Source organism: sulfur-oxidizing endosymbiont of Gigantopelta aegis, from assembly GCF_016097415.1.
In the GTDB taxonomy this organism is placed as follows: Bacteria; Pseudomonadota; Gammaproteobacteria; order GRL18; family GRL18; genus GRL18.
In genome coordinates this window covers 2,942,394-2,967,137 of sequence record NZ_JAEHGE010000001.1, presented here as the reverse complement: position 1 = coordinate 2,967,137, position 24,744 = coordinate 2,942,394, and the positions used below count along the sequence as shown (strand labels likewise).

23 protein-coding genes and 3 pseudogenes are annotated in these 24,744 nt (G+C 38.8%); 23 read left to right on the top strand and 3 right to left on the bottom strand.

From position 1 onward, the window contains the following. The first annotated feature begins 17 nt into the window (after nucleotides 1-17). The 7 genes and pseudogenes from JEU79_RS15050 to rluB all read left to right on the top strand — a co-directional run bounded on the left by JEU79_RS15050 (nucleotide 18) and on the right by rluB (nucleotide 7,825). Entirely contained in the window at nucleotides 18-1,235 is a 1,218-nt protein-coding gene (locus JEU79_RS15050; protein WP_425511181.1) for a tryptophan--tRNA ligase, read from the top strand. Nucleotides 1,236-1,267: 32 nt separating this feature from the next. Then, nucleotides 1,268-1,533 (top strand): annotated as a pseudogene (locus JEU79_RS15045) (DUF4160 domain-containing protein). Between the two features lie 12 nt (nucleotides 1,534-1,545). Further along, the gene (locus JEU79_RS15040; protein ID WP_198264760.1) at nucleotides 1,546-1,812 is read left to right on the top strand and encodes a DUF2442 domain-containing protein; all 267 of its coding nucleotides are present in this window, start codon (nucleotides 1,546-1,548) and stop codon (nucleotides 1,810-1,812) included. 126 nt (nucleotides 1,813-1,938) lie between these two features. Beyond that, on the top strand, nucleotides 1,939-2,772 hold the full coding sequence (locus JEU79_RS15035; protein ID WP_198266029.1) for a segregation and condensation protein A: 834 nt from the start codon (nucleotides 1,939-1,941) through the stop codon (nucleotides 2,770-2,772). 47 nt (nucleotides 2,773-2,819) lie between these two features. After that, nucleotides 2,820-3,836, top strand: coding sequence for an SMC-Scp complex subunit ScpB (gene scpB, locus JEU79_RS15030; protein ID WP_198264759.1), 1,017 nt, complete (start codon nucleotides 2,820-2,822; stop codon nucleotides 3,834-3,836). Between the two features lie 215 nt (nucleotides 3,837-4,051). Then, nucleotides 4,052-6,535 (top strand): hypothetical protein, encoded by a 2,484-nt coding sequence (locus JEU79_RS26595; protein ID WP_246540324.1) that lies wholly within the window; start codon nucleotides 4,052-4,054, stop codon nucleotides 6,533-6,535. A 201-nt stretch (nucleotides 6,536-6,736) separates the two neighbouring features. Continuing rightward, complete coding sequence (gene rluB / locus JEU79_RS15020; RefSeq protein ID WP_198264758.1) at nucleotides 6,737-7,825, top strand: 23S rRNA pseudouridine(2605) synthase RluB; 1,089 nt, start codon at nucleotides 6,737-6,739, stop codon at nucleotides 7,823-7,825. A gap of 58 nt (nucleotides 7,826-7,883) precedes the next feature. Here the strand turns inward: rluB and JEU79_RS15015 are convergent, their stop codons facing one another. Beyond that, nucleotides 7,884-8,168, bottom strand: a complete 285-nt coding sequence (locus JEU79_RS15015; protein ID WP_198264757.1) for a hypothetical protein — start codon at nucleotides 8,166-8,168, stop codon at nucleotides 7,884-7,886. A gap of 276 nt (nucleotides 8,169-8,444) precedes the next feature. Beyond that, on the bottom strand, nucleotides 8,445-9,314 hold the full coding sequence (locus tag JEU79_RS15010; RefSeq protein WP_198264756.1) for a GGDEF domain-containing protein: 870 nt from the start codon (nucleotides 9,312-9,314) through the stop codon (nucleotides 8,445-8,447). A gap of 83 nt (nucleotides 9,315-9,397) precedes the next feature. On the opposite strand from JEU79_RS15010, the gene JEU79_RS15005 reads away from it, so the two are divergent. The 4 genes and pseudogenes from JEU79_RS15005 (at nucleotide 9,398) to JEU79_RS14995 (ending at nucleotide 10,827) form a co-directional block, all read left to right on the top strand. After that, entirely contained in the window at nucleotides 9,398-9,568 is a 171-nt protein-coding gene (locus JEU79_RS15005) for a hypothetical protein (protein ID WP_198263505.1), read from the top strand. Beyond that, nucleotides 9,505-9,849 (top strand): annotated as a pseudogene (locus tag JEU79_RS15000) (DDE-type integrase/transposase/recombinase); the annotation flags it as partial. The gene JEU79_RS15005 and the pseudogene JEU79_RS15000, both read left to right, overlap by 64 nt. Nucleotides 9,850-10,050: 201 nt before the next feature. Beyond that, nucleotides 10,051-10,203 (top strand): annotated as a pseudogene (locus tag JEU79_RS28060) (thioredoxin fold domain-containing protein); the annotation flags it as partial. A 57-nt stretch (nucleotides 10,204-10,260) separates the two neighbouring features. Beyond that, a complete protein-coding gene (locus tag JEU79_RS14995) occupies nucleotides 10,261-10,827 on the top strand; it encodes a thioredoxin family protein (RefSeq protein ID WP_343075012.1) in 567 nt (188 codons plus the stop codon). Here the strand turns inward: JEU79_RS14995 and JEU79_RS14990 are convergent. After that, nucleotides 10,824-11,375 carry a Smr/MutS family protein gene (locus JEU79_RS14990; RefSeq protein WP_198264753.1) on the bottom strand — a complete coding sequence of 184 codons (552 nt, stop codon included), beginning with the start codon at nucleotides 11,373-11,375 and terminating at the stop codon, nucleotides 10,824-10,826. The genes JEU79_RS14995 and JEU79_RS14990 overlap by 4 nt on opposite strands. Nucleotides 11,376-11,601: 226 nt before the next feature. Between JEU79_RS14990 and surE the strand changes: the two genes are divergently transcribed. The 12 genes from surE (at nucleotide 11,602) to JEU79_RS14930 (ending at nucleotide 24,694) form a co-directional block, all read left to right on the top strand. Next, the gene (gene surE, locus JEU79_RS14985) at nucleotides 11,602-12,351 is read left to right on the top strand and encodes a 5'/3'-nucleotidase SurE (RefSeq protein ID WP_198264752.1); all 750 of its coding nucleotides are present in this window, start codon (nucleotides 11,602-11,604) and stop codon (nucleotides 12,349-12,351) included. An 83-nt stretch (nucleotides 12,352-12,434) separates the two neighbouring features. Beyond that, a complete protein-coding gene (locus JEU79_RS14980) occupies nucleotides 12,435-13,094 on the top strand; it encodes a protein-L-isoaspartate(D-aspartate) O-methyltransferase (RefSeq protein ID WP_198264751.1) in 660 nt (219 codons plus the stop codon). 37 nt (nucleotides 13,095-13,131) lie between these two features. Next, a complete protein-coding gene (locus tag JEU79_RS14975) occupies nucleotides 13,132-13,713 on the top strand; it encodes a YqaA family protein (protein WP_198264750.1) in 582 nt (193 codons plus the stop codon). A gap of 151 nt (nucleotides 13,714-13,864) precedes the next feature. Beyond that, nucleotides 13,865-14,731, top strand: coding sequence for a peptidoglycan DD-metalloendopeptidase family protein (locus JEU79_RS14970; protein ID WP_214660589.1), 867 nt, complete (start codon nucleotides 13,865-13,867; stop codon nucleotides 14,729-14,731). 154 nt (nucleotides 14,732-14,885) lie between these two features. After that, nucleotides 14,886-15,248, top strand: a complete 363-nt coding sequence (locus JEU79_RS14965) for a hypothetical protein (RefSeq protein ID WP_198264748.1) — start codon at nucleotides 14,886-14,888, stop codon at nucleotides 15,246-15,248. Beyond that, entirely contained in the window at nucleotides 15,245-16,090 is an 846-nt protein-coding gene (rpoS, locus tag JEU79_RS14960) for an RNA polymerase sigma factor RpoS (protein WP_198264747.1), read from the top strand. Before JEU79_RS14965 ends, rpoS begins: the two co-directional genes overlap by 4 nt. 213 nt (nucleotides 16,091-16,303) lie before the next feature. Beyond that, nucleotides 16,304-21,172, top strand: coding sequence for an AAA family ATPase (locus tag JEU79_RS14955; RefSeq protein ID WP_198264746.1), 4,869 nt, complete (start codon nucleotides 16,304-16,306; stop codon nucleotides 21,170-21,172). 128 nt (nucleotides 21,173-21,300) lie between these two features. After that, complete coding sequence (locus JEU79_RS14950) at nucleotides 21,301-22,209, top strand: IS1595 family transposase (RefSeq protein WP_198264745.1); 909 nt, start codon at nucleotides 21,301-21,303, stop codon at nucleotides 22,207-22,209. A 58-nt stretch (nucleotides 22,210-22,267) separates the two neighbouring features. Further along, nucleotides 22,268-22,912 (top strand): PP2C family protein-serine/threonine phosphatase, encoded by a 645-nt coding sequence (locus tag JEU79_RS14945; protein WP_214660588.1) that lies wholly within the window; start codon nucleotides 22,268-22,270, stop codon nucleotides 22,910-22,912. 21 nt (nucleotides 22,913-22,933) lie between these two features. Further along, nucleotides 22,934-23,536 (top strand): SiaB family protein kinase, encoded by a 603-nt coding sequence (locus JEU79_RS14940; RefSeq protein ID WP_198264743.1) that lies wholly within the window; start codon nucleotides 22,934-22,936, stop codon nucleotides 23,534-23,536. Continuing rightward, nucleotides 23,533-23,907: a DUF1987 domain-containing protein gene (locus JEU79_RS14935; protein WP_198264742.1), complete on the top strand. Its 375-nt coding sequence runs from the start codon at nucleotides 23,533-23,535 to the stop codon at nucleotides 23,905-23,907. The genes JEU79_RS14940 and JEU79_RS14935 overlap by 4 nt, the downstream gene beginning before the upstream one ends. 22 nt (nucleotides 23,908-23,929) lie before the next feature. Beyond that, nucleotides 23,930-24,694, top strand: a complete 765-nt coding sequence (locus JEU79_RS14930; RefSeq protein WP_198264741.1) for a GGDEF domain-containing protein — start codon at nucleotides 23,930-23,932, stop codon at nucleotides 24,692-24,694. Nucleotides 24,695-24,744: the final 50 nt, after the last annotated feature.

Genomic DNA, 24,744 nt, shown 5'->3' with positions numbered 1-24,744 from the left:
TAATTTTTTCGGAGTTAATTTTGGTCGTACCGATTCATCAACAGCGCGTTTTATCAGGCATGAGACCTACAGGTCAGCTTCATCTGGGGCATTATCATGGGGTATTAAAAAACTGGATTAAGCTGCAACACGAATATGATTGTCTGTTTTTTGCTGCTGACTGGCATGCGCTAACAACCCATTATGCTGAAACTGAAAATATCGAAGAAAGCACCTGGGAAATGGTGATTGACTGGCTGGCGGCTGGCGTGAATCCCGGCTCTGCGAAAATATTTATTCAATCTCAAGTACCACAACATGCTGAGTTGCATTTATTACTGTCAATGATCACGCCTTTGGGCTGGTTAGAACGTGTGCCGTCCTTTAAAGATCAGCAACTTAAATTAAAAGAAAAAGATTTGGCAACTTATGGTTTCCTTGGTTATCCACTACTGCAAAGCGCTGACATTTTGATCTATCGTGCCGGTTTAGTGCCTGTCGGTGAAGATCAGGTGGCACACGTAGAGTTAACCCGTGAAGTCGCGCGTCGCTTTAACCATATTTATGGTAGAGAGCCAGGTTTTGAAGAAAAATCTGAAACATCCATTAAAAAAATGGGTAAAAAACAAGCGAAATTATATAAACAATTACGCAATCGCTTTCAAGAGCAGGGCGATCATGAAGCACTGGAAACAGCCAAAGCCTTATTAGAAGGTCAGCAAAACCTTACCATGGCCGATAGAGAGCGTTTATTTGGTTATCTTGAAGGTTCAGGAAAAATCATTCTGCCTGAACCTCAGGCGCTATTAACCCCTGCATCAAAAATGCCGGGCTTAGATGGCCAGAAAATGTCAAAATCTTATGGCAATACCATTTCTTTAAGAGATGATATGGACGCTATTGATGAAAAACTGCGTAAAATGCCGACGGATACTAATCGTGTGCGTTTAACTGATCCGGGCGACCCAAAAAAATGCCCTGTTTGGCAATTACATGAAGTATATTCCACGGATGATGTAAAAGACTGGGTGCAGGAAGGTTGTAAAACCGCAGGTATCGGCTGTCTGGATTGTAAACGTCCCATCATTGATGCTGTGCAAGCAGAACTAAAACCGATGCAGGAGCGTGCCAAAGAGTTCAGTCAAAACCGTGCTATGGTACGAAAAATTGTTGCCGAAGGTCGCGAATTTGCCTCTGATTTAGCCAGTGATACCCTGGATGAAGTGCGTCAGGCAATTGGTATTCAGTATCGTTAATTACATAATGTGCTAAATAAGAGATAACAGTTATGCCAACAATTTCAATGTTTTATGGTATTATTGTTCGTATGTATTATGCTCCAGGTGAACACCCCCACCTCATTTTCATGTTTATTATGCTGAGCATAAGGCAACAGTAGATATTCGGATATGTGAAATCCTGCAAGGTGACTTACCAAGGAAACAGTCAAAATTAGTTTTGGCTTGGGCCGAGTTGCATCAGGAAGAATTAATGGCTGATTGGAATTTAGTCATGAATAGCGAAGAGCCTTTTAAAATTCAGCCCTTAAAGTGAGAATTAAACTCTATGTACCCATCAGTAAAAACAGTAACAGCGAGCAGTGACTACGAGCTTATTATTGAATTTGATAATGGTGAGTGTGGTATTTTAGATATGAAGCCATTCTTAGATAAGGGTGTGTTTAAAGAATTAAAAAATCATAATGAGTTTAAAAGTGTTCATGTTGTTTTTGACACGATTGAATGGAATTCGGGTGCTGATCTCGATCCTGAGTTTGTCTATTCCAAATGTCATAGTAAACAGAAGTTACAAAAAGATCATGTGCATGGATAATAATCATGAATATTAAGTTGCTTGAGCGTACCAGTGGATAACAACCAAAGCACTGATACCCAATCTAAACAGGATGTAAAAAACGTGGCTGAACAGCCAGCGCAGCAAAATCCTCAGCAGGAAGAAATGCCCTTTGCCTATGTGCAGGGTGCGCCGGTTACTGAGCTGCCAAAAGATTTATATATTCCCCCCGAAGCATTAGAAGTTTTTCTGGAAGCCTTTGAAGGGCCGCTGGATTTACTACTTTATCTTATCAAACGTCAGAATCTCGATATTCTGGAAATCCCCATTGCAGAAATCACTGAACAATATGTTAAATATGTTGAATTGATGCAAGATTTTCAGTTTGAATTAGCCGCAGAATACTTGGTCATGGCGGCGATGTTAGCAGAAATTAAATCGCGTATGTTGCTACCGCGTTTGGAAGCTATAGAAGATGATGAAGCCGATCCACGCGCAGAACTCATTCGCCGTTTACAAGAATACGAACGTTTTAAAAAAGCGGCGATGGATATTGATGAATTACCGCGCATGGGCAGGGATGTTTTTTCAGTCTCAACCGATATTGATTATAGTACTCCCGCCCATCAGCCTGATATCAGTATGAAAGAGCTGATGTTAGCCTTAAAAGATGTGATGCAACGTGCTTCGATGTTTACCCATCACAATATTGAACGAGAAACATTATCGGTACGTGAACGTATGAGTATGGTACTGGAAAAAGTGGGTAGTCAGGGCTTTACACGCTTTACGGCATTGTTTACGTATGAGGAAGGTCGTGGCGGCGTCGTGGTCACTTTTTTAGCCATTTTAGAACTGAGCAAGCAACGTCTATTGGAAATTGTGCAAACTGAAACCTATGGTTCAATTCACGTCAAACCATTATCGGGCAGTGCCTTGGATAATGATGGGGCAGAGGGTGCAGAAATAGCCATGAATGATAGTTCTTTTGATAATTGATAGTATAAGCAACTGTATAAGCAAATTTATAAGTAATGAGCAAGCCTATGAGCAATGACAATGACAATATAGCCTCTAACGATAATAGTACTGAAGAGCAAACGCCTATACCTCAGGCCGCCATCAAGGAGGAAGTGCCCGATATTCTGGCCTCTCTGAAACAACGCTCTAAAGAAGAAGCTAAAAAAGAGACTCAATCTGAAGCAAATTCAAAGGTAACAACTGCCCATCATATCCATACCCCCGAAAGCATAAAAAACATTGTTGAAGCGGCAATTTTAGCGGCCTCAAAAGCCCTTTCTCTGGATAAAATCTGTGCCTTATTTATGGATCAGGAAAGTGTGAGTAAAGAGGCTGTTCGTCAGGCCATAGAGCAATTAATGCAGGATTATGAGTCGCGAGGCGTGGAATTAATTGAAGTGAGCAGTGGCTTTCGTTTTCAAGTGGTACAAAGTGTTGCACCTTGGGTGTCACGTTTATGGGAAGAGCGACCACAGAAATATTCTCGTGCCTTGCTAGAAACCTTGGCCTTGGTCGCTTATAGACAGCCGGTGACTCGTGGTGAAATTGAAGAAATTCGTGGCGTGAGTGTTAGTAGTCAGATCATGCGTACTTTAGTTGAAAGAGAATGGGTACGTATTATTGGTCATCGTGATGTACCGGGTAAACCGGCAATGTATGCGACCACAAAAACATTTTTAGATTACTTTGGTTTGAAAAAACTGGATGAACTACCACCCTTATCAGAAATACGTGATCTTGATGTGATTAATGCAGAGTTGGATTTTGGGGATGGAGCTACCGCTCAAGCCGTGTCATCGGATAGTGAAACTGATCCGGAATCTAATGATGATTCTTTGGCAAATATAGCCATTTCTGTTGATGTGGATAGTGAAAATGATGAGCAAGCACCAATTAACGAACGCATAGATATTGATGCTGAGCTAGATGCCTTACGGGAAACTTATCAGCAAATGGATGCTCAGGAAAAGAAAAATACTGAACAGGCATCCAATGATACTTCAGATGATATGGCTGAGAATATAGATAAAGGCAGTAACTAATGCATACAAATGATAGTTTTGACCGTAAAGCAGGTATCAGTACGTGATAGTCGTCATAAAAAAACGCATAAAACTAAAAAACATCCCAAACCTTAAGGGATTTAAGGTTTAATTCATTTTCGTATGCTAGTCTTGCTTCATTCTGTAAGAGGGGACTTAATATAGTCTACAGATGTTTCTTTAAATTTATAACTGTAATTAGGAAGGAGAATCTAATGAGTTTAAATAACAAAAAAGGGCATATTCTGTTAGGGATATCGGTAGTATTTTTATCGATGTCAATGCAAACAGCCATCGCCAGTGATGACGATGATTCAAATAAAAAAAAGTTTTCCATTAAGGAAGCAAAATGGGACGATGAAAAGTCCCGTATAAAAATCAAAGGCAAAGGACGTAATGGCAAAGAAGTCATTGTGTACAACGCTTCAAGTAACGCCGTTATTGGCAGTGATGAAGTCGATGATAAAAAATGGAAAGTCAAAGAATATAATTTGACATCCGTTCCTTGTCGAATCAAAGCGGTGCAATCTGATGGTTCAAGTGCTGAAAAAAAAGTAAAAAATGCCCCAAGCGATTGTGATGATGGCAACGGCGGTACACCTCCACCGGGTAATCCTCTTGGGAATTTCACTATACTGGCGGCTAATGATCTAGGTATGCACTGTGCCGATCAAGATTTCCGTATTTTCAGTATTTTGCCACCTTATAATGTCATTAATGCTCAAGTGCTGAAAAAAGGCAAAGAACCACAAATGATGTCACCGATTGATGGCATTCATGTGACTTATAAGGCAGTCAATTCAAACTATTTTTCTGATCTGACTGATTCTAACCGTCCACCCGATGCAAGTGATTCGTTTACTAGTACGGGTTATAATCTACCGGGGATTTTTAAGAATAACTTCTGGGATACGGTACCCCCATCCTCGACAGGTATTGATAAAATAGGTTTCATTGCTTATGAAGCGCTTTATCCAACGGATATTCTGGCGCTTTTTCCTTCAACGCCTGACTTAGGTTTGCCAGCACCCGATGTAGAAAAGTTGTATATATTGGGTCTGGGCTTACATGCCGAACAGTCTGCGATGCCAGGTTCACTGAATGAGCCACAACCATTTAATGGCTTTGTAGAGACTTATCCATTCTTTGTTAACTTTCCCTTTGGTTATACGATAAATAACTATAAGCGTTATACGGCTGAAGGTGTGCCTATTTCTGCGGTAGATGATAACGGTCGTTCAAACCCTTATCCATTAATGCGTATCGAAGCCAGAGATGCTAGCAATAATGTTCTGGCTTCGGTTGATGCTGTTGTTCCGGTTGCCTCTGAAGCGGATTGTGCAATATGTCATGCCAGTCAGAATATCTGTGATCACGATACGAGCAATACTCTGGTGTGTGACAATATAGCCAATGATAATTACCTTCAGGATGTTAATTTTGTCACGGATGCAAATATGGTGATCGGTACTACTGTAGAGCAGCAAGTCATCAATAGTGCAAAAATTAATATTGTACGCTTGCATGACTTTAAATATCAGACTGCAATTGCTGGTACGGCTGCTGACGGCACCAATGGTGATGGAACAAGTCCTAATATTGTCTGCGCCAATTGTCACTATTCACCCGCATTGGATCTGGCACATTTAGGTCCGACTAATGAGAACGGTAAAGAACAGGAAAACCATATCAGTATGTCGCGTGCGATGCATAGTGTACATGGTTCATTGCCACAAACCGATCCGAATAGTTATGGGCATCTTTTCCCCATTATGCCACCTCCTGGCTTAAACCGTGATCCATTATTGGCCGAAGAAACCTTAATGGAAACTTGTTATAACTGTCATCCGGGCAAGCGAGCTAAATGCTTACGTGGTGCGATGGGAGGCTCAGGTACAGTCTGTCAGGATTGTCATGGTCAGATGACTCAAGTGGGTGATGATTTCACTGAAAACTTCCCCATTGCAGGTTTTCCCGCAGGTGCTGATTTATCCAAACGGGTTTCCTGGGCATCTGAGCCTGCCTGTGATAGTTGTCATGTCGGTGATGTGATGGAAGTTGAGCAGCTAAAACAAAGTGGCAGTTTAAATGATACGGTGATGAATACGATTGATAGTGCTAATAATCCGGACGGTTTGCGTTTGCTGATGTCCTATCGTTTGTCTGATCATAAGAGCAATGGTGGACCGGATGATTTATCAATCTTTAAATTCCCTGACTCACGTTTTGCTACGACAGAGGGCTTGTATCGCTTAAGTGGTGCAGATAATGGCAGTGGCAAAGGTCATGGCGGCTTAAGTTGTGAAGGCTGTCATGGTAGTACCCATGCTATTTGGCCTAATAAAAATCCCTTTGCCAATGATAATAAAGCGGCTATGGATTTGCAGGGACATACGGGCGCTATTATCGAGTGTACCACTTGTCACGAAGGTGATTTAGGTGTGACTCTGGAAGGACCTCATGGTATGCATCCAGTTGGGGATACACGTTTCTCCGATGGCGGTCATGAAGATCTGGCGGAAAAGAATGGCGATAGCTGTCGTGCTTGTCATGGTTTGGCGGGTGAAGGCTCAGTGCTTTCTCGTGCTGCAACCAATAGAACGCTAAGCAATGAAGGTAAAACCATTAACCTGAAAAAAGGTGATGTTGTGACCTGTTCTCTCTGTCATGATAATGAACTTGCCCCTGGCAAAAATTAAAATATAAGGAGAACGTACCACCTGCTGAGTCCATTCAGCTGGTGGTAATTCTTAAATTACTCTTCAGTAAAATTACTATTTCAAATTGATTTATCTTAGCAATATGATTCCCTGCCATTATTTATGCCTGTAAATTAGAAAGATGCTATAATCTAAACGATACCCATCTATTGATACAGAATTAAATAAAGACTCCCTAAAATGACAAACTATTATCGTTCCTCCTCTTCTAATCAAACAAATAAGAAGAAATCAGGGCAACACAGCTCACCGAAGAAGCATTCAGCACCTCAACAGACGGTGCAAGATCCTAATAGAATTTTTCAAAAAAAGGAAGAATTACCTTCTAAAGAAGAATTCATTGAACAGGAAGAACGAGAAGAGGCTGAACGCGAAGTGCCACAATGGCAACCTGAAGGTGAGAAACTGCAAAAAGTCATTGCACGCTCTGGTCATGCTTCACGTCGTGAAACGGAGCGATTAATTGCTCAGGGACGTTTTAAAATTGATAAAGAAGTGGCCAAGTTAGGTGATCGGGTTGTTGGTTCAGAACGTATTTTTCTAGATGATAAAGAATTATTTATAGCCTGGGAAAAACCTCGACAACGAGTCCTTGCCTACCACAAACCACCGGGTGAAATTTGTAGTCGTAATGATCCGGAACATTCAAAAACCATTTTTGATGACTTGCCAAGCCTGAAAGTTGGGCGTTGGATTTCTGTTGGTCGTTTGGATATCAATACTTCGGGCTTGATTTTACTGACCAATGACGGTGAATTAGCCAATCTGCTAATGCATCCATCAAGTGAAATTGTTCGAGAATATGCAGTACGTGTTTTGGGTGAAGTGACCGATGATGATGTCAGTCAATTGAAAGAAGGCATTACTTTAGACGATGGTCTGGCCAATTTTGAAAAGGTCAGTTATCAGGGGGGGCAGGGTGCTAATCACTGGTACCATGTGACACTTAAAGAAGGTCGTAACCGTGAAGTACGCCGTATGTGGGAAGCTATCGGCGCCACTGTCAGTCGTTTGCAACGGGTTCGCTATGGCGTTATTTCTTTACCGCGTGGGCAAAAACCGGGGCGTTGGGAAGACCTGGATGAAAAACAGATGCTGGATCTTTATGAGAGTGTCGGCCTGCACATTAATAAGCCTGAAATGGATCATCGTGGACGGGTTGTTAATCCGCTGAAAACTCAGCGTGGTAAAAACAAGAAGCGCTTGGTCATGCCGGATAATCGTAGAAAATCAAAGAAAAAGAAAAAAGTACAAAGCCGAAAGCGTTAATTCCGCAATATAAAGCCTGACACATGAAAAAGTACGTATTTCTGCGATGAAACTCAGTTTAAGCTATTTGAGAATTTCTGGCTTTGACTGAAGGCTCTTGAGTAATGAGTAACTTTCTCATGAGTTTATGGGGGTAGTTAAAATAGTGATCAACAAAAATAACGATTTTATTAGTATTTCTATCATCAGCTATTTGCTCAAAAGAAGTTTGTAAACTGTATTTCGCAATGTCATTATTAAAACCAACCAATAAATAAATACCGTAGAGATTACTCTGTCTGATGTGATTTATAACCATCTCGGGTGTTTTAGTATTGGGGATAGTAATATGTGATGCTTCCATACGACTTAGACCCGTCTCTTTTTCCCAAAGGTAGATTGCTTTGCCTTCTCTGACGAGAGGTCGAAAATCATTAATGGTTTGTTCGGGGGAGTCTGTTTCCAGAGCAATGAGTTTATAGCCCGTTGAAATTAATTTTCAAGGTGTTCTTGGTTCATGTTGTTCTCAATCGTTTCGCTTTTTGTACTTGCAAATATCTTGGGTATAAGTATAGCAGATGGTATGTGAACAAACTGTGAACTGAAGGGTATTTTATATCCGAATTGTTATTTTTTGCTATTACTTTTTGCTATTCACTACCTGATTACGTCCATTTTTCTTAGCCTGATAAAGTCCATTATCAGCGCGTTTAAAAAAACTGGCCTGATTATCATCATCATTAAGAATACTGATTCCTATGCTGACAGTAATATGAGTGCTTTGTCCTTCATGTTCACAGGCTGTTGTTTCAATGTGCTGGCGAATTCTTTCTGCTAATTCTTGAGCGCCTGATAAATCAGTATTATTTAATAATAAATTAAATTCCTCACCACCATAACGGAACATGGCATCAGAAGTACGGGTACATTCTTTGACACATTTGGTCATCTGCTTCAGAACAGCATCACCATAAGCATGGCCGTAGTTATCATTGACTCTTTTGAAGAAGTCAATATCAATGGCCAACATGGCCAGTGGAGTATTATTGCGTTGTGATAGATCGATTTCACGTGACACCATAGAATCCATGGCAAAACGATTAAACACACCGGTTAGGGGATCATGTAGAGCCAATTTCATGGCATGTTGATATTCCAGTGCATTATTTAATGGCGAGAGTAGTGCAACTAAGATTTTTTCGATAAATTGCTGTTCTTTGTCATTGAAACGAGTGCGTCGGATTAAAGCTATTTCGCCCAAATTCTTTTTTTGCAACACGAGTTGATAAGAAATAAGGTGACGACCCTTGGGATCAATGCTATCAGTATTTTCTGGTGTTTGGTAAAGCATATCATCTAAATTGAGTATCGGTGTGATATCAAGCTTGAGTAAAGTAATTAAACTGTCTAAGTCCAATGTTGAATGCAGTTTATTGCTTAACTCCAATAGTGTTTGCTTGTCGGCACTGAGGTTGTCAATGGTTTTGCTAATGCGACTACTATGACTCAAACAAAAAAACGAATAAAATATACATCAGAATTTGGATAACTGATCAGGCTAAAGATTACCCGGTAACGATTCTGTGCCGTTTTATGGATGTTTCCCGTAGTTGCTATTATGATTGGGTTAGCTCTCCTAAAACGGATAGAGAGAAAGAAAATGAAGCGCTTACTGAGCAGCTAAAAAACTGTTTGAAGACAGTCGCAAGACTTATGGAACCCGTCGTCTTAAAAGAAAACTGGCTGAAAAAGGCGTTCATATAAGCCGCCGGAGAATTGGTCGATTAATGAAAAAAGCCGGTTTGTTTTGTAAAACGAAGAGACGCTTTAAAGCGACGACTAATTCCAAGCATAATAAGCGTATATCTCCAAATTTACTGGAAAGAGAGTTTACTGTCTCTCAACCTGATCGCTACTATGTGGGTGATATTACCTATATTGCCACCAAGGAAGGCTGGTTATATTTAGCGGTTGTCATTGACTTATTCTCTAGGCAAATTGTTGGCTGGTCGATGGATGAGCGAATGAAAGCCAAGCTAGTCATATTGTAACAGGATCATTACCGTTGTGAAAATACCTTGGGTGAATGGAACGGCTCTATCGTTCCAGAGGGCAAAGCCCTTTCTCTTCATCTGTTTAAAGTTAACATGAGAAACTAAAATGATAGGAAATACAAAATGACAAAAATCACTTGAAACAGCCAAAAAAATATTTAGAAAACTGTCCGGAAAAGTGTTGACACATCAGATAAAACTGTCACGCTATTAGATGGCAAGGAACTGACGGAAAAAGCATTTGCCAAAAAAATGAAAATTATGTTCACTCCAACGTTGGTGATTTGGGATGCGCAAGGGCAGTCTCAATTTCGCATGAATGGTTATTATGCGCCGGATAAATTTCTCTCAGCACTCAACTATAGTTTACTCAAAACAGAGCTCGTTAAATCGGGTAAATCATTGGCTGATGTCTCAAGCTTTAATGATTACTTCAAAGCAGAAAAAAAATCTCAGCTTAAAGAGTCTGTTGCAAAAAAAACAGCACGACCTAATATAAAAACTGAAAAATTCATTCATAAGTCTGATGATCTGGCCGGGTTGATTAAAAGCAGTAAAAAACCAGTGATGTTATTATTTGAGCAGGGCAGTTGTCTTGAATGTGATGAATTACATGGTAATGTGTTTAGACGCTTGCCTGTTTTTAAGCAATTAAAACAATTCACCATTGCTCAGGTTGATATTACTTCAGATAAAAAAATTATCGGCCCCAAGGGGCAGTCTGTGACGCAGAAGGAATTAGCCACCATGTTAGATGTTCAATATACGCCTTCGATGCTGTTTTATGAGGCAGGCAGTGATAAGGTTGTTTTTCGTTCTGATGCTTATTTAAAAACCTTCCATGTGCAGGCATTGTTTGATTATGTTTTGACTCAAGAATATTTAAAGGAATCTGAGTTTCAACGTTTTGTACAACGTCGTGCTGATCGTATGCGAGAAGAGGGTCAGGAAGTTGATTTGTGGGATTAACCTAAAAAATCAACATTCTTAAGAATAATATACATTGCCCCCGCACCACCGTCTTTAGGCTGAGCAGAAGCGAAGGCGAGGACGTCGGGGTGTTGTCTTAACCAGCTATTGACCTTGTTTTTTAATACCGGCTTTTCAGTCGTTGCGCGATAGCCCTTGCCATGCACGAGTCGAATACAGCGAATTTGTTGTTTTTGCGCAAAGAGAATAAATTCTAATAAAGTTTCTCTGGCTTCGCTGATCGTGAGCCCATGTAAATCGAGGTGATCATCGATGATGATTTTGCCTTGTCTTAATTGTTTCTGTGCTTTGAACTGTAAGCCGGGACGGGCAAAAAAGAGGATTTCTTCACCGGAAACTTCGGGTGATTCCCATTCATCCGATAAGTGTGCATGTGTCGCTTCGTCGTGGTATTGGCTGTTATCTTTAAAAGGCCGCGTGTTTTCCGGGTGTGCATAAAGATCGATGCGATCATTTTTTATAGGCTTAACGCCTTTTATGGCTGCCTTAAAGCTGGAAAAATCGTCATTTGTCTGCTTTTTAGTCATGCAAATTCATTTATTCAGTAAAAAAACATTAAAAGGACAAATAATTGTCCGCAACTGTATGAAAATAGTAAAATTTTAAGTATTATCGCACGTGACTTATTGTAAAGCTAAAAAAAAACAAAAAAAAACAAAAGTAAACAAAAGTAAAACGCAAGCAAACAAATAAAATTTTATGACGTATGGATGTGAATCTGTATGAATTTGCTAAATATAAAAAAGAAACTGAATGCATATTCTTGTTAGTAATGATGATGGTTATTTAGCAGAAGGACTTAATTGTCTGGTTGAACACCTGCAAAAGATTGCCCGTGTGACCGTGGTTGCACCTCAGTCAGATCGCAGTGGTGCTAGCAATTCCTTGACCCTGGATCGACCTTTATTGCCTGAACAGGCTAGCAATGGCTTTATTGCGATTAATGGCACGCCAACAGATTGTGTACACATCGCTATCACGGCACTATTAAAAGATGATCCACCGGACATTATTGTTTCCGGTATTAATCGTGGTCCTAATATGGGCGATGATATTCTTTATTCCGGTACGGTGGCTGCGGCAACCGAAGGACGGTTCTTAGGTTTGCCAGCTATTGCGGTGTCTCTGGGCAGTTTTGAAGGGAAACATTTTTCTACAGCGGCACGCCTCATTGTTAAAATTATCAATAAATTACAAGTCGAACCCTTAGCATCAGATACAATTTTAAATATCAATGTGCCTGATATTGACTATGAACAATTAGAATCGGTGCAAGTAACCCGCCTAGGGAAAAGGCATAAGGCTGAACCAGCAGTTGAGGCCATCGATCCCAGAAACCGAAAAGTCTATTGGTTAGGGCCAGTGGGCGATGAAGCTGATGCCGGTCCTGGGACTGATTTTTATGCACTTAATCATAATCAGGCATCTGTGACACCCATTAAGATTGATTTAACCAATTACGAGGCCCAGGAACAATTGGGCGCTTGGTTACAAAAGCTTTAAACTGATACGGAAATTTCACTGAATAGTTACCATAATTTTTAACGGGAGATTAAATTCGCTGTGAGAAAAAGGATACATTGTATATGAGCCTCTCCATTAACGGAGTAGGGATGACGTCACAACGAACCAGGGATCGGTTAATTAATATTCTTCGAGAACATCAGATTGAAAATGAAGATGTGCTCAGTGTTATCGCTTCAACGCCTCGGCATTTATTTGTCGATGAGGCGCTTTCTAGTCGCGCCTATGAAAATATCTCATTACCTATTGGTCATGGTCAGACCATTTCACAACCCTATATGGTTGCTCGTATGACTGAGTTATTGCTTGCTGATGGCCCCATTAAGCGGGTTTTAGAAGTAGGAACAGGCTCGGGCTATCAAACGGCTATTTTATCGAAACTTGTTTTTAGTGTCTTCAGTGTCGAACGAATTAGACCTCTATTGGACACTGCTAAAGACAAATTTCGTCAATTAAAATTAAATAACGTCCTGACCCGCTATAGTGATGGCGGCTGGGGATGGCCTGAAAAAGCCCCTTTTGATGCCATTATCGTCACTGCAGCACCGGAAGTATTGCCCACCTCGTTGTTAGAACAATTGGTTGATGGTGGTAGACTCATTATTCCTATGGGGAAAAAAGGTGAACAGGAATTGTTGCTTTTTCAAAGGGTCGGTAATAAATTTCACAAAAAAACACTCGAAAAAGTAAGTTTTGTCCCACTTCTTAAAGGTCGAACTTAGAAATATTGTATTTTTATAAAAATGGATAAAATTTAAAATGAAATTATTTTCAGCACTCTATGATAAAGTCATGAACTGGTCCCGTCATCCTCATGCAGAACGATATTTAGCGGGGTTAAGTTTTGCTGAGTCATCTTTTTTCCCTATTCCTCCCGATGTGATGCTGGCACCGATGTCGCTTGCAAAAACTGACAAGGCGTTTCGTTTTGCCTTGATAACCACCCTCGCTTCAGTGGCTGGCGGTATTTTTGGTTATGCCCTGGGAATGTGGTTTTTAGATTTATTTCAATCACTTATCGGTGATGGAGGCCGTTGGGAAGCGCATTATCTACGTGCTCAGGCGTGGTTTTCTGAGTGGGGGGTTTGGGCTATTTTTATTGCCGGATTTTCCCCTATACCCTATAAAGTATTCACCATTACAGCCGGTGCTGTCGGGATGTTATTTTTTCCTTTTGTGATTGCTTCTGCTATCGGTCGGGGGGCGCGTTTCTTTTTAATTGCCTCTTTAATAAAGTGGGGAGGGAAAGAAATGGAACTCAAACTCAAGCAATATGTTGAATTTTTAGGGTGGTTCGTGGTGTTTCTTGGGGTAATTGCTTATATTATTTATAAAATATAAGTGTACTATGACTTTTTGGCTCACAAAAAATGTTCATAATGTACTTAATATTACTATTGTAAGCAATAATTTAAGCACAAAAATGAAAAAAAACGCTATTCACACGGTAAAATTGTGGTTAAAGGGGCTTTTTTGTAATAAAAAACGGCCAGTGAAGAACAATAATAAAGTAGCCAGTTCTTTCGTTATAGCGTTGACATTTTATAGCCTGATATTTGTTTTTTTAGTTGGATGTTCGACTACCTATGCACCGGTTGAACATCGACATTCGACATCGTATGATGTAAAAAAAAAACATACCGGCAAAACCCCGACCTACCATCGAGTGAGAAAGGGCGAAACACTGTATTCAATAGCTTGGCGATACAGTCAAGACTATAAAAACATTGCTTATAGAAATAATATTAAACCACCCTATAAGATATATGTGGGTAATAAAATACGCTTAATTAAGACGGCTAGAAAAACTAACACAAATAAAGCTAAAGTTTATAGCAATAAAAGCCGCAAATACTCTAGTAGTAAGACAAAAAAGAGCAAGAAAACATCGTCGAAAAAAGTGGCCTTAAAAACCACTAAGACAAAAAGCAAGAATAACAAAAGAGTAGCCACGAAAAAAAATAAGGCTGCCACGTTTACAGGAAGTAAACGACTTCGTTGGAGCTGGCCGGTTAAAGGCAAAGTCATTCAGCGATTCTCACCGGGAAGTGGTAAAAAAGGCATTGATATAAGTGCCGCACAGGGAATTTTGATTAAGTCTGCTGAGGCTGGAAAAGTAGTCTATAGCGGTCAAGGTCTAGTTGGTTATGGAAGGCTAATTATTATTAAGCACAATGAAACTTATTTGAGTGCTTATGCTCATAATCAGAGCTTATTAGTTAATGAGGGACAAGTTGTTAAAAAAGGGCAGGGTATTGCTCGTTTAGGACGCTCAGGAACCAATCGGTACAAGCTGCATTTCGAAATTCGGAAAAATGGCACACCGGTTAATCCTATAAGCTACCTACCACGCAAATAATACGTTGAATAGTTCTGCGTAGTATTTGATTTTTTGATAAATTAATCTTAGTCGAACGATGATAGAAATATTGTCGGTCGGCCTACTGAACAAATAACTTCCGTGGGGACAGGCTTAGGCTATGTGCCCAGACCATTAAAAAAGGGGTGACTCAATGGAGTCTATGGAATCAAAAGAACAGTGCTTAAGTAATGTATCTTCAAATGCGATGATTGATGCGTTCAATTCTGAACATGATGATGTTATAGATGTTGTTGGTAAACAGGAAGTGACCATCACACCGGTTAGAAAAACAAAAGCAGCCACTAAAAGTAAAGTTGCAAAGAAGAAGCCTGTTGCGAAAAAGACCGTCGCTAAAAAAACTATAGCTAAAAAAGTTGTTGCAAAAAAGCCTGCGGCTAAAAAAACTGTTGCCAAAAAGTCACCGCTTAAGAAAGTTGCTGCCAAAGCAAAGGCAAGCGTCAAAAAAGATGTAGCCGAGAAAAAACCAGCACTGGCAGACGCCGTAGAGAAATGACTAAGGGGGACATGGATGCCACACGTCTCTATTTGAATGAAATTGGCTTTGCCGCCTTGCTAACAGCGGAACAAGAAGTCAAATACTCTAGAATGGCGCAAAAAGGGATTGAGGAAGGCCGTAAACGTATGATTGAATGTAATCTGCGTTTGGTGGTTAAAATCTCTCGCCGTTATTTGAACCGTGGCTTACCTTTGCTTGATTTAATTGAAGAAGGTAATTTGGGCTTGATTCGTGCGGTAGAAAAATTTGATCCTGAGCGCGGTTTCCGTTTTTCTACTTATGCTACTTGGTGGATTAGACAAACCATCGAACGTGGCTTGATGAATCAAACCCGAACCATTCGTTTGCCCATTCATGTTGTTAAAGAAATTAACATTTATCTCAGAGCTGCCAGAGAGCTTACGCAAAAGCTCGATCATGAACCCAGCCCTGAAGAAATTGCCCACTTACTGGATCGTCCGGTTAAAGATGTGCAAAAGATGTTTGGTCTGAATGAGCGTATTTCATCAATTGATGTACCCATGGGGCCTGATGCAGATCGTCCATTACTTGATGCTATTCCCGATACGGAAAATCCTGAGCCATTTGCATTTTTACAAGATGAAAATATGCGTGATAGCCTCGATAAGTGGATGATGCAATTAAATGATAAACAGCGTGAAGTGGTGGATCGCCGTTTTGGTTTACATGGTTATGATACCGCTACTTTGGAAGAAGTGGGTAATGAAATTGGTGTAACACGAGAACGGGTTAGACAAATTCAGCTTGAAGCGCTAAAAAGATTGCGGGAAATTCTTGAAAATGATGGTTATACTGGGGAATCATTATTAAATAATTAAGCAGTAGAACATATTGCTATAAGCAAATATTTAAGCGCCTTTTCTAAAGAATTGGCGCTTTTTTTTGCTTGAAACTAAAGTTTTACGAGTACTCTATTATCAGTAAGAGTGTCATTCATAAATTATGCGAATATGATACTGGTGTGTTTGAAATCTATGAGCTATTATGTAGGATAATTATCACAGAAATAGAGTGAAATAAAAGAGTTGAAAATGAATCCAAAAATTGCGGGCTATAATGTTACCGAACTATTATATAGCTCGTCCAGAAGTATTATCTATCATGCAATACGTGAATCAGATAATGTACCTGTTGCCATTAAAATGCTTATGGATAACTATCCGAGTCGCCATGACATAGCGCGATTTAAGCATGAATACCAACTTCAAAAAAACTTGGCTGATAATATAGAAGGTGTTGCCAATGTTTTTTCTTTAGAAAACTTTGAAAATAAGCATATCATCGTTCTTGAATATGTTTCAGGTAAAGACCTCTCCTTTCTTCGTAAGCAACAACAAAGTTTTTCCTTAGATTTTTTCTTTAAGATTGCCATTCAGATTGCCCAGAGCTTAGGTGAGATTCATCAAAAATATATTATTCATAAAGATATAAAGCCGCAAAATATTTTATGGAACCCACAAACAGAATCAATTCGGATTATTGATTTTGGTATTGCAACGGAATTATCTCGGGAAAAACAAAGTCATAATACCGATCTTCTTAAAGGTTCCCTCGCTTATATTTCACCCGAGCAAACAGGCAGAATGAACCGGGCAATTGATTATCGCACCGATTTTTATTCGCTTGGGGTTACTTTCTTTGAATTACTCAGTGGTAAATTACCTTATGATGCCGCTGATGATTCAATGAGTTGGGTGCATTGTCATATTGCCAAAGAACCCATGCCTCTTTCGGGGATAGAAAAAACTGCTAATTCAGCCCTCAGTGCTATTATTTTCAAACTGATGGCAAAAAATGCAGAAGATCGTTATAAAAGTGCTTTTGGACTGAAATATGATTTAGAACTTTGTCGAACTCAATGGCAAAAAACAGGCACGATCAGTCATTTTAAACCGGGTACTCAGGATATTTCGGAGCGTTTTGAAATTCCACAAAAGCTCTATGGCCGTGAAAAAGAAATTGCCAGCCTGATGGCTAGCTTTGCTGAAATTGCCAATGATGGCAGTGCTTTGTTTTTGGTGGGTGGTTATTCAGGTATTGGTAAGTCAGCTTTAATTAACGAAGTACATAAGCCTATTGTTGCCAAAAAAGGCTATTTTATCAGTGGTAAGTTTGATCAGTATCAGCGTAATATTCCCTACTCTGCAATTTCAGATGCTTTTCAAGGCTTGATTAAGCAATTGTTGTCAGAATCAACAGAAAAATTACAAGCCTGGCGTGAAAAATTGTTATCAGCCCTGGGGCCAAATGGTCAGGTCTTGATTGATATTATTCCTGAACTGGAAAAAATCATTGGTTCTCAGCCAGAGGTTGCTCATTTAGGCACAGAAGAAAATCAAAACCGTTTTAATCGTGTCTTTCAGGAGTTTTTGAAATTATTCACAAAAAAAGAACACCCGCTAGTCTTATTTATTGATGATTTACAATGGGTGGATTCAGCCACTTTAAATTTAATTAAATTGTTTATGAGTGGTGATCAACTGAATCATTTCTTGTTACTAGGTGCTTTTCGTGACAATGAAGTAGACGAACATCATCCATTTGTTATCGCTATCAATGAAATCAGAGCAACAGGGATGAGAGTGCCAAAACTGACCCTGGAATCCTTGGGTTTGGATCATGTTAATCAACTGATTTGTGAAACGATTTATACAGAACTGCCTAAGTCTCTACCGCTAGCTGAGTTAGTGATGAAGAAGACTGCCGGAAACCCCTTCTTTGTTAATCACTTTTTAAATAATATTTATAAAAATAGCTTGCTCAGTTTTGATGTGAATAAAGAAGCTTGGTCTTGGGATTTGGCTCAGATCGAAGCGCAGAGTAGTTCAGATAATGTGGTTGATTTGATGGTATCTGAAATGGAGGTGCTTTCGGTAGAAACACGAGAATTATTGCGTCTGGGCGCATGCATTGGTAATTCCTTTGATTTAAAAAACCTGGCCATTATTAGTGAACAAAACTTAATTAGTACGGCAAAGCATTTATGGCCTGCGGTAAAAATGGGTTTATTATATGCCGAGGGTGAGGCGCATGCACTTTTGGTTAGCATGGATGATGATGATAATGATGCTGATATTGAATTTGTAAAAATAGTCGAACGTTTTTTACATGATCGTGTTCAACAAGCTGCTTATTCATTAATTGATGAAAATAAAAAGCAGGAAGTGCATTTAAAAATTGGTCGTTTGTTACTGGATGATTTGTTACGCGAACAGAATGAAGCTGAGCAGGAAGTTTATTTTTTTGATATTATTGAACACTTTAACAAAAGCATTGCTTTAATTACCACGAATGATGAATGTTTTAAACTCGCTGATATTAATAAAATCGTGGGTAAAAAAGCGAAGAGTGCTACAACTTATCAGCCAGCATTACAATATTTTTTGTTTGGCATTCAGTATCTTGGAAAAATTAATCAAAGCAGTTCAAGCCAAGATGACAAAAACAAATTTTATCGTCTGGATTTTGGTTTAAGAAAGGGCTTGGTTGAATGTTATTTTCTGCTCAGTGACGTTGAAAATGGCATTAAACAGGCTGAAGAATTATTGGCTAATTGTCAGAGTGTCGAAGATAAGGTTGCAGTCAATAACCTTTTGATTCTTTATTTCGGCGGTGCGGGAAAAATGGATAAGGCAATTGATATCGCCTTAGAGTCGTTACGTTATTTTGATGTGAACTTACCACGCAATCCCAATATGCTGCAACTGCTGGGTGAGTTAGCTCGAACAAAAATAAAATTAGGTAAGAAGTCTAGTCAGGAACTGATGGCGATGCCAACTTTTGGCAACACCGGTAAGGACAAAGACATTGATGCTGTGTTTAGTTTGCTTAAAGAGTTAGTTGCACCCACCTATTTACAGGGTGAAACAAATTTGTTGCCCTATATTATTTTGCGTATGTTCTATTTGACATTAAAGCATGGTAACGGCCCTGTTGCGTCTTTTGCTTATTCTGGTTATGCACTATTGTGGTCAAAATTAGATGATTTTGAAGAGTCACATCGCTTCGGTGTGCTGGCAATGGAATATAATACAAAAATTAACAATCCACCGATGGAAGCGCGGTGTTATTTTATGTCAACCAGTTTTGCTTTGTATTGGAAGCAAGCATTAATTGAATCTCAGGAACCGCGACGAATTGGTTTGCAAAAATTGATTGATACGGGGGAATATTTCTGGGGAAGTTATATTTATCTATTTGGTTTTTGGCAAGAAGTGGTGCTTTCTAAATCACTGGATGATATTTTTAAAATCACCCATAGAGAAATTAATTTTTCAGATAAAGCGAAACAGCTAGAACCTTTTTATGTGCATACCCTGCATCAAAATTTATTTAAGAACTTGGCGGGTGAAACCTTAAAGGATGGCACTGGTGATGGTGCCTTAGATATGCTGGAGGGTCAAGAAGCTGAAGCTTTGGCTTATTTTAAAACCAATGTTACCTCAACAATGGGTAAGTTTTATCATGTGGTTTGTCGCTTGATGCTACATTATTATTACGAAGAGTTTGAGGCTGCCGTTGATATTGCGACCCAGCCCGAAATTACCGATGATGTGATTAAGGATGGTACTTTTACGCGGGTTATTTATGTATTTTTTACTTGTTTAGCTATCTTAGCAAAGACAAATCAGGATAATGCCTCAGAAATTAATGCTATACATAAAAAAATCTATAAAAAATTAAAAAAGAAGTTAACACAATGGTATGAATTATGTCCTGAAAACTTTTCTACCATGTGGAATCTCGTTATGGCAGAGGAGTCGGTTTTAGCTGGCCAGACTGATCAAGCTTGTTATCATTATGAAGCAGCCATTAAACATGCGAAGGAAATAGAATCATTGTGGCTGGAAAGTTTGTCCAATGAGTTATATGCCTGTTTCTGGTCAAAAAAACGTAACTATAAAATTGCTTCACTGTATATGAATGAAGCCTCATATCTTTATTATCGTTGGGGTGCAAAAGGTAAGTTACGCTTTTTAAGTAAAAAATATTCACGCTTATTAAATGTTGCTGTTAATCAAACCGCCAAGTTTTTAGACACCGCCACTTTGGTTGAAACAGTGACTTCAATTGATACAGTGACTTCAATTGATACGGTGATTGATGGCTCTCGTACTCAGTCATCCAGTCATGAATCAAGACTGGATATTGCGACTCTGAGTAAGGCTTCACAAACACTCTCCGGTGAAATTGTGATGGATAAACTATTACAAAAACTCATGCAGTTTTTGATTGAAAATGCAGGCGCTCAAAAAGGTGCGCTTATTCTTAAAGGCGATAGCGAATTAAACATTGTTGCACAGGTGACGACTGAATTTGAGCAGGAGATATTTAAGCAGATTGAAGTGCCTCTGGATGAAGCGGATAACGTTTCTATTCCGCTAGTACGTTATGTTGCCCGTAGTAAAGAAGTGATCGTCTTGGAAGATGCAGCAAAGTTGGGACAATTTAGCACTGACCCATATATCTGTGAACATGGCATTAAATCGATTTTGTGTGTGCCTCTAGTGGATAAATCTAAGTTGGTGGGGATTTTATATTTAGAAAATAACCTAGTGAGTAATTCTTTTATTCCGAAAAGGGTTGAAGTGTTAAAGATTTTATCCGCAGAAATTGCCATTGCTTTAGAGAATGCCCGACTTTATAGTGATTTAGAAGTCAATAATCAAACCTTGGAAGAGCGGGTGAATGTCAGAACCCAAGAACTCAATAGTATGAATAAAGCCTTGTTGGAAAAGAACATGGAAATTGAGGAAACTAAGAAGATTATTGAAGAAAAGAACCAGCATATTACTCATAGTATTCAATATGCAGAAAAAATTCAGCAGGCTGTATTACCGGTTGATAAAAAAATACTGGAATCTTTACAGCAAATGTTTATTATATATAAACCCACTTGATTACCCACAAAGCTCCGCCATATTTCGATAATTATACTATAATTATACTATAATTATACTATAATTATACTATAATTATACTATAATTATACTATAATTAAAGTATAGATTATGTGTGGAGTAGAATGATGTCAAAAAATAAAATTCAGTTTCAAGAAGGTTATAGTTTATTTGAGCTTTTTAATGATTATGGCACTGACAAACAGTGCCGACAAGCCTTATTTAAATGGAAATTTCCTGATGGATTTGTTTGCCCAGAGTGTGGCAATAAGACTTATTGCACTCTAGAACATCGCCATCTTTATCAGTGCCACCATTGTCATCATCAGACATCAGCAACCTGTGGGACAATATTTGATAGTACCAAACTGCCTTTATCTAAGTGGTTTTTAGCGATTCATCTTATGACTCAATTGAAGACAGCGGTTTCAGCATTAGAATTAAAGAGACAGCTTAAGGTAAGCTACAATACAGCCTGGAGTATGAAACAAAAGATCATGCAGGTTATGAAAGAACGTGATGACAGTAAACCTTTATCAGGCATCATTCAAATTGATGATGCCTACTGGGGTGGTGAGCACAGAGGCGGCTCCAGAGGTCGTGGTTCAGAAAATAAAACACCGTTCGTTGCAGCCGTTTCTACTAATGAAGATGGACACCCGATTGCAATGAATTTAAATGTGCTTAAAGGGTTTAAATCCAGTGAAATAAAACGATGGGCACAAACTCATTTAACACCTGGAAGTACTGTTTACTCAGATGGGTTAAATTGTTTTCCTGCGGTTAAAGAAGCTGACTGTAAGCATGTTCCAATCGTCACGGGTGGTGGTGCGGCAAGTGTTGATAAAATTGAGTTTATCTGGGTTAACACTATGATAGGTAATATTAAAAACTCTATGAAGGGAAGCTATCATTCCATTAACTCAAAACATTTACCTCGGTATCTTGCTGAATTTTGTTATCGGTTTAATAGACGCTTTAACTTAAAAGACATGATGCCAAGGTTTTTATGCGTGGCGATGAAAACAATCAAGTAAACCCAAGCAAATTGTTTCCGGTGATTTTTATTGGTTCTATAAAACCGCTAATAAAGTTTTGTTAGCGGTGGCTGATTGTACGGGGCATGGTGTTCCCGGGGCATTTTTATCAATGATTGGCAATATGCTATTGAATAAAATTGTTAATGAAGATAATTCCCTGAGTCCAGCCATTATTCTCGAACGTTTGCATGATGATATGAGAAAGGTGTTAAAGCAGAATGGTAAACAAAGACAAGGGAATGAAGGCATGGATATTGGCCTTTGTCAGATAGATCTTGATAATAATAAAGTCGTTTTTGCAGGTGCTAGACGGCCTTTATATTTAATTATTAGTAATTCCAATGGTGAAGACGAACATAATAAGCTGATTGAAATTAAGGGTGATCGAAAGTCCATTGGTGGTAGGCAAAAAGAGGAAAAACGGCAATTTACTAACCATGAGTTAGAAATTCATGAAGGTGATATGCTTTATATGAGCAGTGATGGCCTGGTCGATCAGCATAATGCTCAAGATGAAAAACTAGGTTCAGTTAAACTGCAAGCTAAGTTGGAAGCTATAGCACATAAAAATATGGTTGAACAAAAAGAATTGCTTTTGGAGTTGTTACACCGCCATCAAAATAATGAGTCCCAAAGGGATGATATTACGCTTGTTGGTGTTCAAATAGCGGGCGCTCAAACCAAAAATGTTATTTATTAGGGATAGGGGATAGGGGATAGTATGAGTGAGTTTGATTTAATGAGTTTTCGACATGAAATTATTGAAAATAATATTATTTTATCATTTGAAGGTCAGATTTCTCAAGGTGTGTTAATAACGCTTGTTGATACCTTGAAAATGAAACTGATGGATGAAGAGGATAATAATTCAGAAGGTGGTGAAGAACAAAAAACGCCTGAGGAAAATAAAAAATATTTAGTACGAAAAATTTATTCTGTATTCATTGAATTAGCACAAAACCTACAAAATCACTCATCGGAAAGAAATGTTACGGATAAAAACTCTGAAGGTGAGGGGATAATCATCATTAGAGAAAATGATGATTGCTATAATATTGAATCCGGCAATTTGATTAAAAAAGAAAAAATAGAAGAATTAGCGCAATATATTGAGCATCTGAATGGGCTTAATGATTCAGAGCTAAGAAAACTGTATAAACTAAAATTACGTGAAGCACGTAATGAAAGCAAACGAGGCGCTGGTATTGGCCTTATTGAAATGTTGAGAAAGTCGGGTAATCCGATAGCTTATGAAATGAAAAAAATTGATGAACAGCACCACTTTTTAATAATCACTATTTGTATCGCTAAGGAGGAAAAATGAATAATTTAATGATTTCCGCTTCTAAGGATACCCTGGGTATTGCCTGCGATGCCCAAAATGGTGATATTAATATGGATGGTAACTCCTATCCTGTTGATGCGGCCGAATTTTTTAGTCCGATATTTGACTGGATGGATGATTATATTAGCGATGTAAAAGGTGCTATAACACTGAATTTACGTATTAATTATTTAAACTCCAGTTCAACAAAATGTTTGTTTGATATCATTGATCGGGTTGAAGAATATTTTAATGCTGGCGGTACGGTGCAGGTGAAGTGGTATTTTAAAGCCAATGATAAGGACATAGAAGAGACCGGTAAAGAATTTCAGGAAGATATGGAAGTGCCATTTGAATTAATTTCCTACTAAATTATCGGAGTGCAAAGGTATCATGGATATTGAATTAGGAAAATTAGAATTGGTTTTTAAAGGTGAGTACAAAACGCTCAAAGAAATTGAGCTAGTGTTGAACAAGAAAGATATTGATTTTCCGGAGTTAAATGAGGCATATTCTAAGTTGGCTGGACATTATAGTGACTTACTACAAGAGTTTGTCAAGATAACAAAAATTAGTGATATTAATCAGAAAAAACTCTTTGATTCTTATAATGAGGTAGAAAAACAAAAAGTTATTTTATACAAAGCAGCCACTGTCGATCAGCTCAGTAATATTTATAATCGTGCTTTTTTAATGGAATCATTGGAAACAGAATTTGAGCGTAGTAAGCGCTTCAACGAAACCTTCGCTTGTATTCTGTTTGATATTGATGATTTTAAACAGGTTAATGATACTTATGGGCATCAGATGGGAGATGTGGTTATTGAAAATATTGCCGGTATAGCCTCTGATCAGATCCGTTCAACGGATATTTTAGGACGTTATGGTGGTGAGGAATTTATGATCATTATGCCTAATACTGATTTCAACGGCGCTTCAATCATTGCTGAAAAAATCAGAGAGAGTATTATGCGCACGGATTTCAGTTTAAAAAAGAATCGCGTCAATTGTACGATCAGTCTGGGTGTCACTGATTCCAACCTTGGCGATCACAAAGACTCAGATGATGTATTGTTTAAGGCAGATACGGCTCTGTATCAGGCCAAAGCCGAGGGTAAAAATAAGTTCGTTGTTTATAATCCCAAGGTGGTTTGTTAATTCACTTAATCTATCAAATAATTGGCTTAATGATTGCATCTCTTGATCTA

Bases quoted from the DNA above. Each gene is read 5' to 3' on its own strand.
- JEU79_RS15040 (WP_198264760.1), top strand. From the start codon at position 1,546: ATGTACCCATCAGTAAAAACAGTAACAGCGAGCAGTGACTACGAGCTT.
- JEU79_RS15035 (WP_198266029.1), top strand. From the start codon at position 1,939: ATGCCCTTTGCCTATGTGCAGGGTGCGCCGGTTACTGAGCTGCCAAAA.
- scpB (WP_198264759.1), top strand. From the start codon at position 2,820: ATGAGCAATGACAATGACAATATAGCCTCTAACGATAATAGTACTGAA.
- JEU79_RS26595 (WP_246540324.1), top strand. From the start codon at position 4,052: ATGAGTTTAAATAACAAAAAAGGGCATATTCTGTTAGGGATATCGGTA.
- rluB (WP_198264758.1), top strand. From the start codon at position 6,737: ATGACAAACTATTATCGTTCCTCCTCTTCTAATCAAACAAATAAGAAG.
- JEU79_RS15015 (WP_198264757.1), bottom strand. From the start codon at position 8,168: ATGGAAGCATCACATATTACTATCCCCAATACTAAAACACCCGAGATG.
- JEU79_RS15005 (WP_198263505.1), top strand. From the start codon at position 9,398: ATGGATGTTTCCCGTAGTTGCTATTATGATTGGGTTAGCTCTCCTAAA.
- JEU79_RS14990 (WP_198264753.1), bottom strand. From the start codon at position 11,375: ATGACTAAAAAGCAGACAAATGACGATTTTTCCAGCTTTAAGGCAGCC.
- surE (WP_198264752.1), top strand. From the start codon at position 11,602: ATGCATATTCTTGTTAGTAATGATGATGGTTATTTAGCAGAAGGACTT.
- JEU79_RS14980 (WP_198264751.1), top strand. From the start codon at position 12,435: ATGAGCCTCTCCATTAACGGAGTAGGGATGACGTCACAACGAACCAGG.
- JEU79_RS14975 (WP_198264750.1), top strand. From the start codon at position 13,132: ATGAAATTATTTTCAGCACTCTATGATAAAGTCATGAACTGGTCCCGT.
- JEU79_RS14965 (WP_198264748.1), top strand. From the start codon at position 14,886: ATGGAGTCTATGGAATCAAAAGAACAGTGCTTAAGTAATGTATCTTCA.
- rpoS (WP_198264747.1), top strand. From the start codon at position 15,245: ATGACTAAGGGGGACATGGATGCCACACGTCTCTATTTGAATGAAATT.
- JEU79_RS14955 (WP_198264746.1), top strand. From the start codon at position 16,304: ATGAATCCAAAAATTGCGGGCTATAATGTTACCGAACTATTATATAGC.
- JEU79_RS14950 (WP_198264745.1), top strand. From the start codon at position 21,301: ATGTCAAAAAATAAAATTCAGTTTCAAGAAGGTTATAGTTTATTTGAG.
- JEU79_RS14940 (WP_198264743.1), top strand. From the start codon at position 22,934: ATGAGTGAGTTTGATTTAATGAGTTTTCGACATGAAATTATTGAAAAT.
- JEU79_RS14935 (WP_198264742.1), top strand. From the start codon at position 23,533: ATGAATAATTTAATGATTTCCGCTTCTAAGGATACCCTGGGTATTGCC.
- JEU79_RS14930 (WP_198264741.1), top strand. From the start codon at position 23,930: ATGGATATTGAATTAGGAAAATTAGAATTGGTTTTTAAAGGTGAGTAC.